The sequence below is a fragment of the Antarcticimicrobium sediminis genome, from assembly GCF_004348975.1.
Classification (GTDB): domain Bacteria; phylum Pseudomonadota; class Alphaproteobacteria; order Rhodobacterales; family Rhodobacteraceae; genus Antarcticimicrobium; species Antarcticimicrobium sediminis.
The window spans coordinates 1-16,689 of record NZ_SMFP01000022.1 but is presented as its reverse complement, the minus strand read 5'-3'; the positions used below and the strand labels follow the sequence as shown (position 1 = coordinate 16,689).

At 60.2% G+C, this 16,689-nt stretch carries 23 protein-coding genes; 22 read left to right on the top strand and 1 reads right to left on the bottom strand.

Features of this window, described 5'->3' with window-relative positions; all coding sequences use genetic code 11:
• The first annotated feature begins 74 nt into the window (after nucleotides 1–74).
• The 21 genes from E1B25_RS20300 (at nucleotide 75) to E1B25_RS20200 (ending at nucleotide 14,334) form a co-directional block, all read left to right on the top strand.
• Nucleotides 75–1,145 carry a head maturation protease, ClpP-related gene (locus E1B25_RS20300; protein WP_132831414.1) on the top strand — a complete coding sequence of 357 codons (1,071 nt, stop codon included), beginning with the start codon at nucleotides 75–77 and terminating at the stop codon, nucleotides 1,143–1,145.
• Nucleotides 1,146–1,148: 3 nt separating this feature from the next.
• Complete coding sequence (locus tag E1B25_RS20295) at nucleotides 1,149–1,529, top strand: head decoration protein (protein WP_132831413.1); 381 nt, start codon at nucleotides 1,149–1,151, stop codon at nucleotides 1,527–1,529.
• 10 nt (nucleotides 1,530–1,539) lie between these two features.
• Nucleotides 1,540–2,550 (top strand): major capsid protein, encoded by a 1,011-nt coding sequence (locus E1B25_RS20290; protein WP_132831412.1) that lies wholly within the window; start codon nucleotides 1,540–1,542, stop codon nucleotides 2,548–2,550.
• A 113-nt stretch (nucleotides 2,551–2,663) separates the two neighbouring features.
• Complete coding sequence (locus E1B25_RS20285; RefSeq protein ID WP_132831411.1) at nucleotides 2,664–3,053, top strand: hypothetical protein; 390 nt, start codon at nucleotides 2,664–2,666, stop codon at nucleotides 3,051–3,053.
• On the top strand, nucleotides 3,053–3,424 hold the full coding sequence (locus E1B25_RS20280) for a hypothetical protein (RefSeq protein WP_132831410.1): 372 nt from the start codon (nucleotides 3,053–3,055) through the stop codon (nucleotides 3,422–3,424). Before E1B25_RS20285 ends, E1B25_RS20280 begins: the two co-directional genes overlap by 1 nt.
• Nucleotides 3,424–4,200, top strand: a complete 777-nt coding sequence (locus tag E1B25_RS20275; protein ID WP_132831409.1) for a hypothetical protein — start codon at nucleotides 3,424–3,426, stop codon at nucleotides 4,198–4,200. The genes E1B25_RS20280 and E1B25_RS20275 overlap by 1 nt, the downstream gene beginning before the upstream one ends.
• The gene (locus E1B25_RS20270; protein ID WP_132831408.1) at nucleotides 4,200–4,673 is read left to right on the top strand and encodes a phage baseplate assembly protein V; all 474 of its coding nucleotides are present in this window, start codon (nucleotides 4,200–4,202) and stop codon (nucleotides 4,671–4,673) included. The genes E1B25_RS20275 and E1B25_RS20270 overlap by 1 nt, the downstream gene beginning before the upstream one ends.
• An 8-nt stretch (nucleotides 4,674–4,681) precedes the next feature.
• Nucleotides 4,682–4,939, top strand: coding sequence for a PAAR domain-containing protein (locus E1B25_RS20265; RefSeq protein ID WP_132831407.1), 258 nt, complete (start codon nucleotides 4,682–4,684; stop codon nucleotides 4,937–4,939).
• A 25-nt stretch (nucleotides 4,940–4,964) separates the two neighbouring features.
• Nucleotides 4,965–5,192 carry a hypothetical protein gene (locus tag E1B25_RS20260; protein WP_132831406.1) on the top strand — a complete coding sequence of 76 codons (228 nt, stop codon included), beginning with the start codon at nucleotides 4,965–4,967 and terminating at the stop codon, nucleotides 5,190–5,192.
• Nucleotides 5,193–5,196: 4 nt separating this feature from the next.
• Nucleotides 5,197–5,586: a GPW/gp25 family protein gene (locus tag E1B25_RS20255; RefSeq protein ID WP_132831405.1), complete on the top strand. Its 390-nt coding sequence runs from the start codon at nucleotides 5,197–5,199 to the stop codon at nucleotides 5,584–5,586.
• The gene (locus E1B25_RS20250; protein WP_132831404.1) at nucleotides 5,583–6,539 is read left to right on the top strand and encodes a baseplate assembly protein; all 957 of its coding nucleotides are present in this window, start codon (nucleotides 5,583–5,585) and stop codon (nucleotides 6,537–6,539) included. The genes E1B25_RS20255 and E1B25_RS20250 overlap by 4 nt, the downstream gene beginning before the upstream one ends.
• The gene (locus E1B25_RS20245; protein ID WP_132831403.1) at nucleotides 6,532–7,374 is read left to right on the top strand and encodes a phage tail protein I; all 843 of its coding nucleotides are present in this window, start codon (nucleotides 6,532–6,534) and stop codon (nucleotides 7,372–7,374) included. Before E1B25_RS20250 ends, E1B25_RS20245 begins: the two co-directional genes overlap by 8 nt.
• 5 nt (nucleotides 7,375–7,379) lie before the next feature.
• On the top strand, nucleotides 7,380–8,558 hold the full coding sequence (locus E1B25_RS22650) for a phage tail-collar fiber domain-containing protein (RefSeq protein WP_245510798.1): 1,179 nt from the start codon (nucleotides 7,380–7,382) through the stop codon (nucleotides 8,556–8,558).
• Between the two features lie 13 nt (nucleotides 8,559–8,571).
• Nucleotides 8,572–8,925, top strand: a complete 354-nt coding sequence (locus E1B25_RS20235) for a hypothetical protein (protein WP_132831402.1) — start codon at nucleotides 8,572–8,574, stop codon at nucleotides 8,923–8,925.
• A 5-nt stretch (nucleotides 8,926–8,930) separates the two neighbouring features.
• The gene (locus tag E1B25_RS20230; RefSeq protein WP_132831401.1) at nucleotides 8,931–10,010 is read left to right on the top strand and encodes an SUMF1/EgtB/PvdO family nonheme iron enzyme; all 1,080 of its coding nucleotides are present in this window, start codon (nucleotides 8,931–8,933) and stop codon (nucleotides 10,008–10,010) included.
• Between the two features lie 74 nt (nucleotides 10,011–10,084).
• A complete protein-coding gene (avd, locus tag E1B25_RS20225; protein ID WP_132831400.1) occupies nucleotides 10,085–10,441 on the top strand; it encodes a diversity-generating retroelement protein Avd in 357 nt (118 codons plus the stop codon).
• Between the two features lie 280 nt (nucleotides 10,442–10,721).
• Nucleotides 10,722–11,792 (top strand): RNA-directed DNA polymerase, encoded by a 1,071-nt coding sequence (locus E1B25_RS20220; protein WP_132831399.1) that lies wholly within the window; start codon nucleotides 10,722–10,724, stop codon nucleotides 11,790–11,792.
• A 21-nt stretch (nucleotides 11,793–11,813) separates the two neighbouring features.
• Entirely contained in the window at nucleotides 11,814–12,158 is a 345-nt protein-coding gene (locus E1B25_RS20215; RefSeq protein WP_132831398.1) for a thermonuclease family protein, read from the top strand.
• Nucleotides 12,159–12,250: 92 nt separating this feature from the next.
• The gene (locus E1B25_RS20210) at nucleotides 12,251–13,429 is read left to right on the top strand and encodes a phage tail sheath subtilisin-like domain-containing protein (RefSeq protein WP_132831397.1); all 1,179 of its coding nucleotides are present in this window, start codon (nucleotides 12,251–12,253) and stop codon (nucleotides 13,427–13,429) included.
• An 86-nt stretch (nucleotides 13,430–13,515) separates the two neighbouring features.
• Complete coding sequence (locus E1B25_RS20205) at nucleotides 13,516–14,025, top strand: phage major tail tube protein (protein ID WP_132831396.1); 510 nt, start codon at nucleotides 13,516–13,518, stop codon at nucleotides 14,023–14,025.
• 9 nt (nucleotides 14,026–14,034) lie between these two features.
• Nucleotides 14,035–14,334 (top strand): phage tail assembly protein, encoded by a 300-nt coding sequence (locus tag E1B25_RS20200; RefSeq protein WP_132831395.1) that lies wholly within the window; start codon nucleotides 14,035–14,037, stop codon nucleotides 14,332–14,334.
• Between the two features lie 151 nt (nucleotides 14,335–14,485).
• On the opposite strand, the gene E1B25_RS20195 is transcribed toward E1B25_RS20200, so the two are convergent.
• Nucleotides 14,486–14,704 (bottom strand): hypothetical protein, encoded by a 219-nt coding sequence (locus E1B25_RS20195; protein ID WP_132831394.1) that lies wholly within the window; start codon nucleotides 14,702–14,704, stop codon nucleotides 14,486–14,488.
• 50 nt (nucleotides 14,705–14,754) lie between these two features.
• Between E1B25_RS20195 and E1B25_RS20190 the strand changes: the two genes are divergently transcribed.
• Nucleotides 14,755–16,689 (top strand): phage tail tape measure protein (locus E1B25_RS20190; protein WP_132831393.1); only part of this gene is annotated, 1,935 nt, incomplete at its 3' end.

Here is a 16,689-nt window from a genome sequence, read left to right as displayed (position 1 = left end):
ATGAACCCGTCAAGCCGGGGCGAGGCGACAAGGGCGCTGATGACCCCCGGACCCAGTTCGACAAGGAGACTGACATGCCCATCTTAGTGGATGGCGAACTCGTGCTTTACGGGTTCGTCGGCGATGACTTTTGGGATGAAGGGTTCACTTCGACCCAAGTTCTGGATGCGTTGGCTGAAATCGGAGCGGATGCGGACGTGACCGTGCGCATCAATTCCGGTGGTGGTTTCAGCCATGAGGGCATCGCGATTTACAATGCGCTGGCACGGCACAAGGGCCGAGTAATAGTTGAGGTGGATGCGATTGCCGCCAGCGCAGCGTCGATTATTGCGATGGCTGGCGATGACATCGTAATGCGGCGCGGCGCTGACATGATGATCCATGACCCTTCTGGCGTCACTTTCGGCACGGCAGCAGACCATGAGCAGGCTGTTACCCGGCTTAACCATCACGCCAACAGCATGGTGGGCATTTATGCGGAACAGTCCGGCGAAGACCCGGCCGCTATTCGTTCCGATATGAAGGCGGAAATTTGGTTGAACGGCGAAGAAGCTGTTGCACGCGGATACGCAACGGCAACCGACGACACCGCCGCGACCGATGTCGCCGCTTTCCCCTATCAGATCTATTCGCACGCCCCGAAGCGTCTGACGGCACAGGCGAAACAGGAGGGCTGGCGGATCGAGAGTTTCTTCCGACCCACGGCGTCCGCCGTACAACCCAAAGCCCATCAAAAGGAGACACCGACCATGGCGCCCAAACCTGAAGCGGCGGACAAGACCCCCGCCACCCCGGCCAGCGGCCCCGCGACCGGCAACACCACCGCCGCCAGCGCGGCGGATGTGAAGGCCCGCATCAAGGCTATCACCGAAGACGATGCCGCGCAGGGCCGTGAGGCCCTTGCGAAGCATCTGGCCTTCGACACCGACATGCCCGCCGCAGACGCGATCGCGGCGCTGAAGGTGGCCGCGAGCGATGCACCGCAGGCCAAAGACGATGCCGCACCGGACCCGGCCAAGTACCAGGCCAGCCGCAGCGCCGCTGCGGACCTCGCGCAGCCCGCGCCGGGCACCTCGGCCAAGCCGAAGGCCGCAATCAACACCGGTGGCATCTATGCCGCCCGCCGTGCCGGAAAGGAGGCATAAGCCATGGAAAACGCAACCATGCAGACCCGCAACCTGGCGTTCCTGCTGTCTGAAGCCGCAGGTCGCCGTTCGCGCAGCATCGTCACCATCCCTAACGGCGAGGGAAAGCTCGCCGCCGGCACGGTATTGGGCAAGGTGACCGCATCGGGCGAATACATCCCGTCGCCCAATGCCGAGGTGGTCGGCAAAGAGGGCGCGGAGACTGCCGTGGCCGTGCTGGCTTACGGTGTCGATGCGACCGACCAGGCGGTGGAAGTCACCGTGATCGATCGCGATGCAGAAGCCAAGCAGCCGATGCTGTCGTTCGACGCCTCGGTGGATGACCAAACCAAGACCGATGCCAAGGTGGCGCAGCTGAACGCTGTCGGCATCCGCGTGCGCTAAGGAGGCACCCATGGAACAATTCAATGACCCGCAGTTCAGCGTCATCGCCCTTACGGCGGCGATCAATGACCAGCCTTTCGTGCCCGGACAGATCGGCGCGCTGGGGATCTTCGAGGAAGACGGCGTGTCCGTCACCACCATCGAGGTCGAGGAAGAGAACAGCGCGCTGAACCTGATCGAACCGACCCCGCGTGGCGGGCCGGGCGCGACGGTTGGCGACAGCACCCGGACCAAGATCCCGTTCAACATGGATCACTTCGAGATCAATGACGCGATCCTTGCGGACGAGATCCAGGGCGTTCGGCAGCTGGGCAGCGATGACATGCTGGAAACCATCCAGTCGCGCATCGATTCCAAGCAGGTCCGCCATGCGCGGGCGATGGACAATACGCTGGAGCATTACCGCATCGGCGCCATCAAGGGGCTGATCGTGTCGAAGTCGGGCAAGGTGCTGCACAACCTCTATGACCGGTTCAGCATTGCGGTTCCGGCCTCCAAGGCGCTTGGCATCGGGGCCGGCGACGTTTCGGGGCTCGACAAGCTGATCAAGGGTGATGTGGTCTATGCGATCGAAGACGCGCTGGATGAAGGCTATGCGGGAATCCACGCCATGTGTGGCCGTGACTTCCATTCCTACCTCTGGGGCCAGAAGGCGGTGCGCGAGACCTTCCTGAACCACAGCGGGGCCAGCGTGCTGCGCGAGGGCATCCCGGACAAGTTCGAATTCGGCGGGGTGGTCTGGGAGCGCTATCGCACCGGCAAGAAGGCGAAGGCTGCCAACGGTGATGCCGCCTATATCGCGGATGACGAAGCCCGCGTGTTCCCGGTCGGCGTTCCGGAGATGTACATGACCCGGTTCGGCCCAGCGGACTATGAAGATACCGTGAACACCATCGGCCTGCCGCGCTATGCCCGGCAGTACGCGATGCCCAATGGCAAGGGCCGTCACCTGGACGCGCAGATGAACGTCATCAACCTGTGCGCCCGCCCCGCGGCGCTGCGCCGGCTGACGGTCGCCTGACACCGGAACAGCAGGGCAGTGAAGCAAGGCCCGGCGGGAAACTGCCGGGCCTTCGGCTGCATCCCCAAGCGCCGGCGAGGCGCTTCGGTATTCAGCCTGTGAAGGAGAGAGACATGGCACAGCCGAAGAAAAAGTGGGTGGCCTTCCGCACCAACGCTACCGTGCCCGCAGAAGTGATGGGCGAAGAGGTCGACCAGAAGATGCAGGTCGGTGAACCCGTCCTGCTGCCGGCCTCCTATGCCGATCACGTGGTGCATGATCGCTTTGCTGATTTCTGCAAAGCACCGAAGAAATCCGCACCGAAGAAGGTCGGCGGCAGTCCGTCTCCCGAGGAAGATGCCGCAGCCGAAGCTGCCGCCAAGCTGGACGCGGCACAGGCGCGGGTCGATGACCTGAACGACAAGATGTCGGACATGTCGGAAGGCGATGACGGCTGGTCCGAACTGTCCGAACAGCTGGATGAAGCGGTCACCGAGCTGGCCGCGCTGCAGCCTGCCTCCTGATGGACCGCAGTCTGCGCGAAGACCTGGTGGCCGAAGTGGATGACGTGTGGTCTGAAGCCATTCGCCATCTTCCGCTGTCCGATGGTAAGAAAGATCCGGGCCGGGACGCGGTGGAATTCACCGCTGTCCTGCGCACGGGCGACCGCGATGCGGAGCGGATGAACTTCGGACGCGGCAATAATGCCCGCGCCGGTGTCACGGCGGATGGCGGTTACCTGCGTATCAATCGCGCGGAGAATGCCGCGCTGGTTGTCCGCAAGGGCGACAAGGTGGTGGCGCTGGAGCGCGTAGGCCAGCCGGTGTTCGAGGTGCAATCGGTCGATGACCGGTCGCATCTTCGGCTGATCTGCGAACTTGGGGATGCGAACTGATGTCTTTGACCATGATGGCCCTGCGGATTGCTGCAGTCCAGGCGCTGAAGGCCGGCGGCACGCTGGTTGGTGACAACGTGCTGGACAGCCAGATTTCCGCCATCGACCAGACGGCAGACGGACAGCTGCGCAGCGATCAGCAGCGCCCCTTCATCGCGGTCTATACCGATGCGGCCAAGGTACAGGATATGGGGCAGACCGGGCTGCGGTCAAACGGAACGGTCGACATCATGTTCAACTGCGGGGTGTCTCTGACCATGGCACAAACCGACAAGGCCACCGGTGAGGCCAGCATTGTTGAGGGGTTTCCCGCTACAGATGCGCATTTCGAAGCAGTTCTGGATGTTCTGGATGTGCAGATTGGCCGGGTGCTGACGGACCCGGACAACCCGTGGGCGCAGGTCTTCGGGGATTTCGTGCGGGCCTACGTGGCCAAGGAGCACGTGCGGTCCAGTAGTGCGGCGGAAAACGTGCGGCTTGCTGCGGGGCAGACCAAGCTGACGGTCGAGGTCTTCGCAGATCCGCGGTTGGGCCAGCCATTGGCCGAAGGCGGGCCTTGGCCGCGCTTCATGGTGCTGATGGAGGATCATGACGTGCCACAGCTGGCGCTGTTCCGGCAATTGATCGGGGACGCTGCATCTGGCCCCTATGCCGAATTCGAGCGGCTGACGGGAATGACCACGCGCGATGCGCAGGCGCTGCGCCTCTATACCTTCGGCGGTGTGCCGCGCGACGTGGTGGTGACGGATGCGATCAATGACGCGGTGCCGGTCTGATGGCGGGCCTGCCGGAAATCATCGATGACCTGCGCCGCCGGGTAAGCGAATTGGAGCGCCGCATCCGGTCGCAGTCGCGCACCGGGGTGGTGACCGAGGTGGATGCCGGCAATGGTATCGCGCGGGTTCGGTTACAGGAGGGTGACCAGCCATTCCTGACCGGCTGGATCCCATGGGAAGAACCGGCAGCGGGATCGAACAAGACGCACAATCCGCCATCGGTGGGGCAACAGGTCAAAATCTACTCGGAATCTGGCGACCTACATGATGCCAGCATCCAGGGCAGCCTGAATTCGGATGCCAATGGCCGGCCTTCCGGGGCTGGTGACGAATATGTCATGGCCTCGGTCGGGGCGGCCAGCGTGATCCTCAGTGCCGGCGGCGCGAGCATGGTTTTGAAGGTCGGGGCCAGCACGATCACGATGACGGATGGCGGCATTGTCCTGCGAGCGCCGCGTGTGGACCTGAACTGATGCCTGGCGTGGCGAGAACAGGGCAGGATGCCGCCGGTGGAACACTGATCGGCGTTCTTGCGCCTTCGGTGATCGTGAACGGATCTCCGGTCGGGGTGCTAGGCTGCGCGGTGGCGGGGCATGGATTGCCGCCGCATGCAGCGCCGGTGATGGCCTCGGCCAGCGGTACGGTGTTTGCCGAAGGGATCGCGCTGTGCCGGCAAGGGGATGTTGCGAGTTGTGGCCACCCCAGCAGCGGGTCTGGAAATGTTTTCGCGGGCGGCTGACGCCCATATTTAGAGGAGTATCGAAATGAGCAACACGAAACCCGCCACGGCGGAGTACGAGGTGATCAAGGCCCGTGAGATCGGCGGTGTGCATCGCGCGGTTGGCGAGATCGTCACCCTGACGCCGCGCGCGGCGAAATACTACCTGCCGCCCTATGGCTCGGGCCTGAAGCTGGGCGGCGCAAAGGAGGCTTCAAAGCCCAAGCCGGTTGCGGAAAAGCCTGCTGCCAAGGCTGAAAAGCCGGACGCCTGATAGGATGGATCTGAACCACGATACCGGGGGCACGGTGGAGGGGTGGTCGCATGTGGTGCAGAGCGTCCAGACCATCCTTTCCACGCGGCTGAATACCCGCGTCTTCCGGCGTGAATTCGGGTCGGAAGTCCCGGCGTTGGTCGATGCGCCGATGAACGAATCCGGCGTCCTGGCGCTTTACGTGGCCGTGGCCGAAGCGCTGGAACGCTGGGAGCCGCGCTTTGAACTGACTGACGTGCAGGTTGAAGGCGCGGCGACCGGGGTCATTACCATGACCATGATCGGCAACCACCGCCCGAACGCCCACATGGGCAACCTGGCCACAGTCGATGATGAAACCCAAACCATCCGGGTCATGCGTGATCGGGTGGATAACTGGAGCCTTGCCGAATGAGCCGCTTTGCTGCGCTGGACCTGACATCGCTGCCGGACCCGACCGCGATTGGCGTTCTCGACTATGACGCCATTCTGGAAGCGCGCCTGGTCGAGCTGGAGGCGCATCTGTCCGAAGTATTCGATGCGCCAAAGGTGGCCGAGATCATGGCGCTCGCCCGCAACATCGCGGCCAGTCCGGCGCGGTATCTGAACGAAGCGGCGGCTGCGCGGGAACTCTACCTTGAAAACCGCATCAATGAAGCGGTGCGGTCGGTGTTCCTATCCACGGCGCGGGGCGATGACCTTGACCAGATCGCGGCGAATCGCGGCGTGGTGCGCTGGGTTCTGGATGACAGCGACCCAGACAACCCGGTGCTTGAAAGTGACGATGCCTTTCGAGCCAGAATCCAGCTGGTCATCGAGGCCTGGTCTCCGCATGGCACCGAAGGGTCATATGTCTACTGGGCGCTGGATGCAGATGACCGCATAGTCGATGTTGCGGTTTACGGTCCGAACCACGGGTTGGATCCGGCCATCCCGCCAGCGGAACCGAAAATGGTCATCCTGTCTAGCGAAGGGGATGGCACAGCTGATGCGGCCCTTCTGGACGCGGTGTTTGAGCACTGCACGGCAGACAAGCGCCGCCCGGTAGCTGACAAGCTGACCGTGGTTTCGGCACAGCCGGTGCCCTACGCGATCGAGGCAGTATTGCACGTCACCACGCCCGAAACCGCGTCCGCTGTCCAGGCGTCGGCGCAGGCGGCGGTGGAGGCCTTCGTGAATGGTCGCATCCGCATCGGCCGCAAGCTCTACCGCACCTCCATCGCAGCGGCGTTGAGCGTGCAGGGGGTGGTCGATGTGGAATTGATATCGCCTGCGTCTGACCTGGACATCGGGCCATTCGACGCGCCACATTGCACCGGCATCACGCTGACGCTGCAATCGATCACCGGGGGCTGGCGCGATGTCTGATCTGAGTGGCACGCAATTGCCGCCCACGGCGACGGACCTGGCCAAGGCTTTCGACTTGCTGGAGGAGCGGCTGTTCAGCCTTCCGATCGAGATGATTTCCAAGAACCCGCAGATAGTCGATGCTCGGCTGCTAGACCACTTGGCGTGGGAAGAGTCGGTAGATGTTTGGGATTTTGACTGGCCGGACGATGTAAAAAGAAATGTGGTCGCCGCAAGTGTAGAAGTTCATCTCTTAAAGGGTACACCGCACGCTATCAAATTGATCCTTGCGGTATTCGACGTTGACACGGAACTTCTTGAATGGTTCGAGCAGGACGGCATTCAGGATGGACTTGAGCCGGGTAGCTTCCGCGTTACCGCTTATGCTGGGCGGTCGCTTTACGGTGATGATGAAAACACCCTGAACAACCGGATGGTTGCGGACATGAATGCCGCCCTGCTACGTGTCACGCCGGTGTCGCGGAAGCTGGTATTTCGGCTGGGCGAAAAGTTTCAGACTGCGACCTATGTTCGGAGTTGCTCGGGACAGTCCCAAAGGCAAGACGGAGCCACTGACGCTGATCCGCGCCCAGAGATATGCGGTCCGGATTTGGCAGTACGCACGGCCAGTATGGTGGCGCGCCGGGCTCAAGGTGAAATTGATGCGCTTCCTCCTGAGGTTGGTGCGGAAGCGGCAATGGTCGCACGAACAGAAATCATCACCGCAGTTCGAAACTCGTGGTCGGCCCGCCCCGCCCCGAGGGCCGCGCAATCATCGGCTGGCCTGACTATGCAGCCCGCTGCTCGGGCGGTTACCCGAAGCAGCGAATTCCATGACATCCAAAGGAGGGCATAAAGCAAATGCCGACAACGCTTCTAACTGATATCGCGGAGTCAAAGATTACCGCAGCAGCAGGCACCAGCTCTGCCGTCGCCATCACGCACATCGCCATCGGTGACGGAAACGGATCCAACTATGACCCCGGCCATGCAGCAACCGGACTTCGCCGTGAGCTGGCGCGCCAGCCTATCGCGACGCGCCACATTGAGGGTGGGAACGCATGGCGCGTCCGGGCTGAATTTGGGCCTGAAACACCCACATTCTTTGTACGCGAGATGGGCTTTTTTGACGCAGATGGCGATCTTATCGCCATCTGGGCCGGGAATGATGTTGAACCACGCCAGACCGGCGCGATCAGCTATCTTGTAGATCATATCCTTAGCTTCACCCGTGTTGCGGATGGGCTGGTCATTGTCGAGGCACCGGATGACGAACTTGCCGAGGCGCGTGGGGAGTTCGAGCGCCTTGGCGGCCGGCTTGATGCGATGGATCAGTATGGGCCGGATGATCAGGTAGACATGGCTGCGGGTGTTCAGCAGGCGATGAACTTGGGCGGAGTGCTGTTGCGCCAGATGGATGTGCTTCGCCGCCGTGTTCTTGCTCAGGGCACTATTCTCATCAAAAACAAGTACGTCATTTCGGGCATGCAGCTTTCAAAAAGCGAAGTAAGGACGCTACACCTGTCGCAAACCGGCACGGTTGCCTCCGGGCTTTCGAAGGCAAAGCTGGACGGTCTTATCGTGGCCCTCGTAGATGATGACTATCACGTGTCCGTCCCGACAAACGAAACCGCTGACCCGGTGCAATATTACGCATATCTCCTGAAAGACGGCGCAGAATACAGTGTTCAGATCGGAAGCGAAGTTCCTGATATAGCGCTTCCACTTTACCGCATCGACATCCCAGCTGGCGATACAGCAAGCAACCTAGATGCCGTGACGCTGGTGGATTTGCGTGTCATCCAGCCGGAAAGCGCATGGACATCGGTCATAGAGCCTTTCGCGAGCATCGGCTTTTCCGATTCCCTCCCGTCTGCCGACTACGGCGTTCAGGTCGAAATAGAAGATGCAACCGACATCGCTGCCGTTGGGCACCTCGACATCTATGACAAGGCCAACAACGGTTTCAAGGTTCGCCAGTCCGGCAGCGCGGATAATGTGCGCCTGCGCTGGACTGTGCTTAATCCGAACTATCAGTAAAGGGGGTGACCAAGTGAACGTCACGCATATGAATGAAGGCCATAAGGTCGCATACACCTTGGATGGCAGCATCCTGACTATCGGCGAAAGCGTCGTTTTGGATCTGGACGAAGAACAAGAAGACGTTGAACGGGTCATCAGCGTCTTTGCTGGGGATGATGGGACTCTTTCCGAAGATGGGCACAATTACGCCGCTGTGATTATCATCCCGCCCCGGCGCTACGCCAATGAAGAGGTGGATGAAATCATCGACGGCGAAGAGGTCGTTCAGATCATACCAGTCGCACAACCGTGTCAGGTCGCCGCCGTAACCCTTCAGCTGTGGTCAATCGCGATGGCCCATGCAGAATCCGAAAAAGAGGAGTAACCAAAATGGCCATCACAATTTCTACGCCCGACGCGCTGCGCCAGTCCGTCGAGGCGGCATCCGGTGGCGTCAATACCGTCTTGTATGATGCAAAGGGCTATCCTTCGGTGATGTGCATCATCCCGCGCTTCAATATCGAGGATATTGACCCGGCGCTGGGTTCCGGAACGCACCCGGCATTCGTCGTCAACGGTGTACCGAAATCGGAAATCTTTATCGGAAAGTTTCTGGCCCACATCCACGACAATCACGCCCTTTCTCTTCCGGGTCATGATCCATCGACCGGCATCAATTTCGACACGGCGGACTCGCGGTGCACGGCAAAAGGTCCTGGCTGGCACATGATGACGAACGCCGAATGGTCGGCCGTGGCGCTGTGGTGCTGGAAAAATGGGTTTATGCCGCGCGGGAACACGCAATACGGCCGTGATCACGTGCAGACCTATGAAACTGGACGGCGGCAGGATGGCAGTGCACCCGGGGTTTCCAGCGGAACGGCCCGAACACTGACAGGCTCCGGCCCGGCCAGCTGGTTCCACGACAATACCCAAGCGGGCATTGCGGACCTGACCGGCAATGTTTGGGAGTGGCAGCGCGGCCTGCGCCTGGTAGATGGCGAGATCCAGATCATCCCCGACAACAATGCCGCGGCAACCGACGCGGATCACTCATCCGGAAGTACCCTCTGGAAAGCGGTCATGCCAAATGGCACACTGGTTGCGCCGGGAACGGCTGGCAGCCTTAAGTGGAATGCGACCGGTGTCGATGGTGCAGGAAGCCCACAGCTCGATACCTCCGTCACCAGCCAGTCGGACGGAACCACGTCCGCATCGGCCATGTACAAGGATGTCGCTGCGGCGGCAGGCGTAACGGTGCCGGAAATGCTGAAGCTTCTGGGGCTGTTCCCGCATGACACGACGATCGATCGCGGGAATTTCTACATGCGCAACGAGGGCGAGCGTCTGCCGCTCCGCGGGGGCCACTGGTACGATGCCGGTAATGCTGGCGTGGTCGCCCTCAACCTGTACAGCCCGCGTTCTTACGCGAGCGGGATCCTCGGCTTCCGGCCCGCTTTCGTAATCTGAAATCGGACCACCTGATTTCTGTTGGGTACGGGCGATAGCCCGTGCCTTGCTTTTGACCGCCGAAGGGGTTTGCGATGGAAGACTTAAAGATCCGCCGCAAGTGCGAAGACATGATTACATACGGCTATGTCGTGTTGCGGCAATTTCCGAAATCAGAACGTCACGTTTTGAGCCAGGAAATCCGGAACACGATGTGGGCGCTCCTTCGGTTAATCATCATCTGCAATAAGCGGTACTTCAAAAAGACCACAATGCAGGATTTGGACGCAGAACTTGATTTGCTGCGCAGCCAAATCCGGATGGCGCAAAAGATCGGCTACCTTTCGTTTAAAAGCTATGAGGTATGGAGCCGCCATCTTGATGAAATTGGCCGCATGATTGGCGGTTGGTTCAAAAGCCTCCAGAAAGGGGGCGCAGGTAATGTGGCTTGAGCGTCTGCCGATCCGCGGGGGCAACTGGAACAATGCCGGTAATGCTGGCGTGTTCGCCCTCAACCTGAACAACCCGCGTTCTAACGCGAACGGGAACATCGGCTTCCGGCCCGCTCTCGGGAAATGCCAGAAGTTGTAGCCCCAAGGGGCTGCTTCCAGCGCACCCTCGAAAGGACCCGCGCTCCTCGGCCAAGTGCCGAAATATCTAAATAGACCGGGGTGGAACAGTATCCGAACCTAGGCGGCGAACCTTCGCCCCGGTCGCTCACGGAAAACGTAAATGGCAAAAACCTACACCGGCCTGTTCGAGCAGTTCACAACATTCGAGGCGCTTCACCGAGCATATGGTCGGGTCGTGAAGGGGCGTAGACACCAGCTTGATGTCATACGCTTTGAAGCCGATCTGGAATCAAACCTGATAGACATTCAGAACAGCCTTCTGTGGAAGACTTACCGCACCGGACCATACCGGAACTTCAAGGTGTTCGAGCCAAAGGAGCGGGACATTTCCGCACTTCCGATAAAGGACAGGATAGTTCAGCACGCACTTGTGGAGACCATTGACCCGATTTGGTCGCCGCGTTTCATTCACGATACCTATGCCTGCCGACCGGGAAAGGGCGCCCATGCTGGCGCTGATCGCGCGCAAATGTTCATGCGCAATACGTTGCGCGAAAGCGAAGTGATTTACGTGCTGAAGGCTGATATTTCGAAGTATTTCCCTTCGATTTGTCACGATGTTCTGAAGCGCCTTCTGCGCCGCCGCATCGCCTGTAAAGATACCTTGTGGGTCATCGACAATATCATTGATAGCTCACTTGAGCCGGGCGACCCAATGCCGCGCGGCATACCGATCGGTAACCTGACTTCGCAGCTCTTTGCGAACATCTACCTGCATGAACTGGACGAGTTCGTGAAGTTTGACCTGCACGAAACGCGATACCTACGATATATGGATGACTTCGCTGTCTTCGGAAATGACAAGGATCACCTGCACAAAGTTCGGCGGGACATTGAAGACTTCCTGTATGCAAGGCTTGGCCTGAGATGCAATAATAAGACCCAAGTTTTTCCGGTTTCAAAAACGAACGGCCGGGCGCTGGATTTTTTGGGATATCGGATATGGCCGACGCACCGAAAAATCAGAAAGAACAGCGCCTGCCGAATGCGCCGAAAAATGAAGCGCATGGCGCGACTGTATCATGAAGGGAAGATGACCATGAAAGAGGTCGATCAGGTCATCATGAGTTGGGTCGGGCATGCCGGACACGCCAATACATACCGCCTTCGCACCCGCATCTTGGGCGATGTGCCATTCATTCCTCCACCCATGCACCTGCGAAAGCGGTGACGCCAAAGGAAAGGGCTTGTCATGTACGAATATAAAGCCCGCGTTGTAGATGTGTATGACGCGGACACCATCACGGTCGATGTGGATCTTGGATTTAACGCTTGGCTTCGTGGCGTGAAGGTTCGGCTAACTGGCATAGATGCCCCGGAAGTTCGCGGCGAAGAACGCCCTGATGGGCTTGTTTCACGCGATTGGCTGCGGGCTGAAATCCTTGGCCAAGACATCGTAATGAAAACCACAAAAGATGGCACCGGCAAGGGGAAATATGGCAGATGGCTGGCCGAACTTTTCCGCGCAGATGGCAACATTATCAGCATCAATCAGGAGCTGGTAACCAAAGGCTTGGCGTCACCGGCAAGCTACTGAGAGGGCCTTTTGGCCCATAACCCAAATCCGGCTGACCCCGGACCACGCCCGGCAAGACAGCACCGGGATTTCTTTTGTCAAAGGAGACGAAGATGAGCTTCCTTAGCTTCCACCACGGCACCCGCCTACAGGAGTCCAACGAAACCCCGGTGCTGGTGCAGGTGGCCCAGAGTGCCGTTGTCGGCCTGCTGGGCACCGCACCGGATGCGGACGCGGCCAAGTTCCCGCTGAACACCCCGGTGCTGCTGAAAGGCACGCCCACGGAGGCGGCAGATCTTGGCGCCACCGGCACCCTGAAGGATGCGGTGGACGACGTGTTCGACCAGATCGGCGCTTATACCGTGGTCATTCGCGTGGAAGAAGGGGCGGATGATGCTGGCACAATGTCCAACCTGGTGGGCGATGCGACGACGCTGACCGGCGTACATGCGCTGAAAAAGGCCGAAGCGCAGCTGGGTATCAAGCCGCGCCTGATTGCCATTCCCGGCTTCACCACCGGCGATGGTACGACCGCAAACCCGGTGGTTGCCGAATTGGTGGGGGTGCTGGACCAGCTGAAGGCGGTGGCCTTTGTCGATGGCCCCGACACCACCGACGCGGAAGCCATCGCCTACCGCGACCTGATCGGGTCACAGCGCGTCTATGTCGTAGATCCGAAGGTTCTGGTCTGGGATACCGCGACCAGCGCCTATGTGTCCCGCCCGGCCTCGGCCCGTTTTGCCGGGGTGCAGGCCCGCGTCGATACCAATCTCGGATTCTGGCATTCGCTGTCAAATAAGGCGATCAACGGCATCGGCGGTGCGTCCCGCACCGTGACCTATGGTCTGCAGGCAGACTACTTGAACGAAAACCACGTGGGCACCATCATCAACATGGGGTCCGGGTTCATCACCTGGGGCAACCGCGCCGCCACCGACGATGACCTGTGGGTGTTCCTGTCGGTGCGTCGAACGGCGGATTTCATCAACGAGGCCATCGAAAAGGCCTATCTGGAATTCGTGGACAAGCCGTTCTCGGCGGCGAACCTGAAATTCATGCTGGAAAGCGGAAACGCGGCCATGCGGACCTTCAAGGCGTCCGGGGCCATCCTGGGCGGGCGCGTCTGGATCGACGAGACCCTGAACGAACCGACGGAGATGGCGGCTGGCAAGATCACCCTGTCGATGGAATTCGAGCCGCCGGCACCGATGGAAGACATCCGGTTCATCGCCCACCGCAATATCGAGTATTACCTCGAACTGACTAAAGAGGCGCTGAAGTCGGCGGCATAAGCCGTCGCCCTGACGTCCTGCGACCGGCGAATGCACCTGTGGTGCGTTCGTCCCCCTCAACGATGCGCTGACAAGGAGACACAGCCATGAAATCCACCCCCGCATACCTCGTGAAGGACTGCGCCCTTTGGTTCAATGAAGACGTGAAGGTGGGCCAAGCCGCAGCGATGACCCTGCCGCCGTTCAAGGCGAAGACGGAAAAGTTCCGCAACGCCGGCATGGCGACAGAGCGCGAGGCCCGCTACGGCTATGAGCGTGAAAACGCCAAGTTCAAGGAACTGGCCTGCGACCCGCAGGTGATCGCCGCGATCAACACCATGCCCGGCACCACCGACACGCTGATGATCACCGGCGCGTTGGTCGATGAAGACGGCGTGGTGACCAATGCCACCACCTACCTGCGCGGGTTCCTGAAGGGGATCGATTTCGCCGAATGGAAGTCCGGCGAGAAGATTGAGCCCATCGACTGCGAATTCGCCTGGGACTACCTGAAGATGGAGATCGGCGGCAGCCCGATGATCGAGGCCGATGACTTCGATGTCTCCATTGCCGGTGTCAGCCAGTATGCCGACATCCGTTCGGCGCTGCTGCTGTAAGGGGGCGACATGGAGTATCCGATTGAAGTGCCGCTGAAGCGGCCGATCACGGTTGATGGAAAGACCATCGACAAGCTGGTCTTTGATGAACCGGACCTTGGCACCAGCATCGCGGTGGAAGAGGCGAAATCGCCTGCCGAACAGACCGCTATCCTGCTGGCGGGGATGGCCGGTATCGACTGTTCGGTGATGCTGAAGGTCAAGGAAAGCGATTTCCGCGAGATCGGAAAGCGCGTTCTGGAACCCTATCAGGCCCATATCGCTGCGCAGCAGAAAGATGATGCGGGAAACGCACAAGCGGCAAAGTAGCGAAAGACCTGCGCTTTGCCGCCGGGTTCGTGGCTAAGGTATTTTCCACCCCGCTTCCGCAGGTGCTGACGATGAAGATCAGCGAATTCAGCACCTGGCAAGATACGGCCCGCGATGTATGGGATGTGACCCGTCTGAAATTCGAATGAGGTCAGTCGTCTGACAAGGGGCGCTGGAAGGCGTTTAACTGATCGCGGCGCATGGGCCTGGTCGCGCCGCTTTGATGCGTCATGGCGCGATAGGTCAGCACCAGCATCGCGGCAAAGGCCAGTGCGCCCCAGATCCCACCTACGAACATCCCGACAAGGATTGTCGCCGTGACGGCGGCGGCAATCATCAAGACGGTAAAGATCATCGCAAAGATTTCCATGCCTTCAAGATAGGCATTTTCCCCGAAAATTCAACGTGAGTGTAGGGCCAATGGCGACCAAGCGCATCGAAACCCAACTGACCATCCGGGCGGTGGACCAGTATTCGAAGAAGCTGAAGACCATGCGGACGGTCACCGGTCGCTTCGCGGATGGCGTGCGCACGGAAATGAGCCGCCTGCAAAATATCCGCGGTCCGCTGAAGATGATCGAGGATTTCAAGACCGCACAGCAAAAGGCCGGGGAAACGGCAGCGGCCCTGGCCAAGGCGCGCGAGCGGATGCGCAGGGCTCAAAACAGCATGGCGTCCGGTGGTCCTGTGACCGCGCAGATGCGCCGCGAGTTCGAGGAAGCGCGCCGCAATGTCGAGCGGATGCAGGGGTTGCATGATCGCCACAGGCGCAAGCTGGGCACATTGCGCACTAGCCTCAAAGAGGCTGGTGTCAATACCACAAACTTGACAGGTGAACAGAACCGGCTTTCCGCGGCGCTGGATGGAACAACCACGGCCATCGGGCGCCAGATCGGCCGCATGGAGCGGCTGGAAACGATGCAGGGCCGCATCGCGCGCGCACGGGAACGCATGGACCGGTCTCTAGCCACAGCGGGGAATCTCTCGTTTGTCGGCCGTGCCTCGATGCAGACCGGGCGGCGTATCCTGACCGGCCTGTCCAGCCCGGTGCAGCAGGCGGTTGAGTTCGAAACTGCCATGTCGGATGTCCGCAAGGTGGTGGATTTCGACACGCCGGAAACCTTTGCGAAAATGTCAGACGATATCTTAAAGCTGTCTACCCGGATTCCCATGGCGGCGGACGGTCTGGCGCAGATCGTGGCGTCTGGCGGGCAATCTGGCCTTGCCCGTGATGAACTGCTCCGCTTCGCTGAAATGGCTGCGAAGATCGGGGTGGCATTCGATATTTCGGCGGAACGCTCGGGCGACTCTATGGCGAACATCAAGACGGCTCTTGGCCTGACGCTTGATGAAACTGGACTGCTGTTCGACGCGATGAACCACCTGTCTAACAACATGGCATCGACTGCGCCGAAGGTGCTAGATTTCACCACCCGCGTGGCCGTTGATGGGGCTGTGAAGGGGTTTTCTCCGACCGAAACTATGGCGTTCGGATCCGCGATGATCGCTGCCGGTGCGGGCGCGGACGTCGCTTCGACGTCGTTCCGGAACATGGGCAAGGCACTGGCGCGTGGCGAGGGGGCTACCAAGCGGCAATCTGCGGCTTACGAAAAGCTGGGGCTGGACGCTGGGGCAGTAGCACGTGCCATGCAGGAGGATGCGGTCGGCACCACCATGGATGTGATGCAGCGCATCAATGCCCTGCCAAAGCATCTTCAGGCCTCTGTGACATCTGACCTGTTCGGGGATGAGGCCCGCGCATTGGCGCCTTTGATCAATAACCTTGACCTGCTTCGCGGAGCCCTTGGGCTGGTATCGGAGGAGAGGAAATTCCAAGGTAGCGCGGAGCGCGAGTACGCCGCCAGAGCTGAAACCACTGCGAATAACATTCAGCTGATGAAAAACCAACTGTCCCGTCTCGGGGTTAGTATCGGGGAGGTGGTGCTACCTCCGCTGAATGACCTGCTGAAAAAGTCTCAGGGCATCATCGACAGGATGGTGACTTGGACCAAGGAACACCCAAAGTTGACCAAGTGGTTGTTCATCGGGGCGGCAGCAGTCGGTGCGATGGCCGTGGCGGGTGGTGCGCTTCTGACAGCAGCTGCGGGGCTGATTGGCACCTTGGCTGTTTTGCGCTTCGGGTTGGTCGGCCTTGGCGCGCGGGCTGCGTTCGCCGCTGGCGATCTGCTGGGAATTGGTGGCGCGTTCAAGGGGTTGATGCGGTTGCCGCGCTTTGCACTTTCTACGTTGCTGACGCCGGTGCGCTGGACGGCGCGCCTGGTGTCGCGCATTCCGTGGGCCGTTTTGACCGGTGGGAAGTTCGCGCTGTCGGGCCTGTTGACGCCGGTGCGCTGG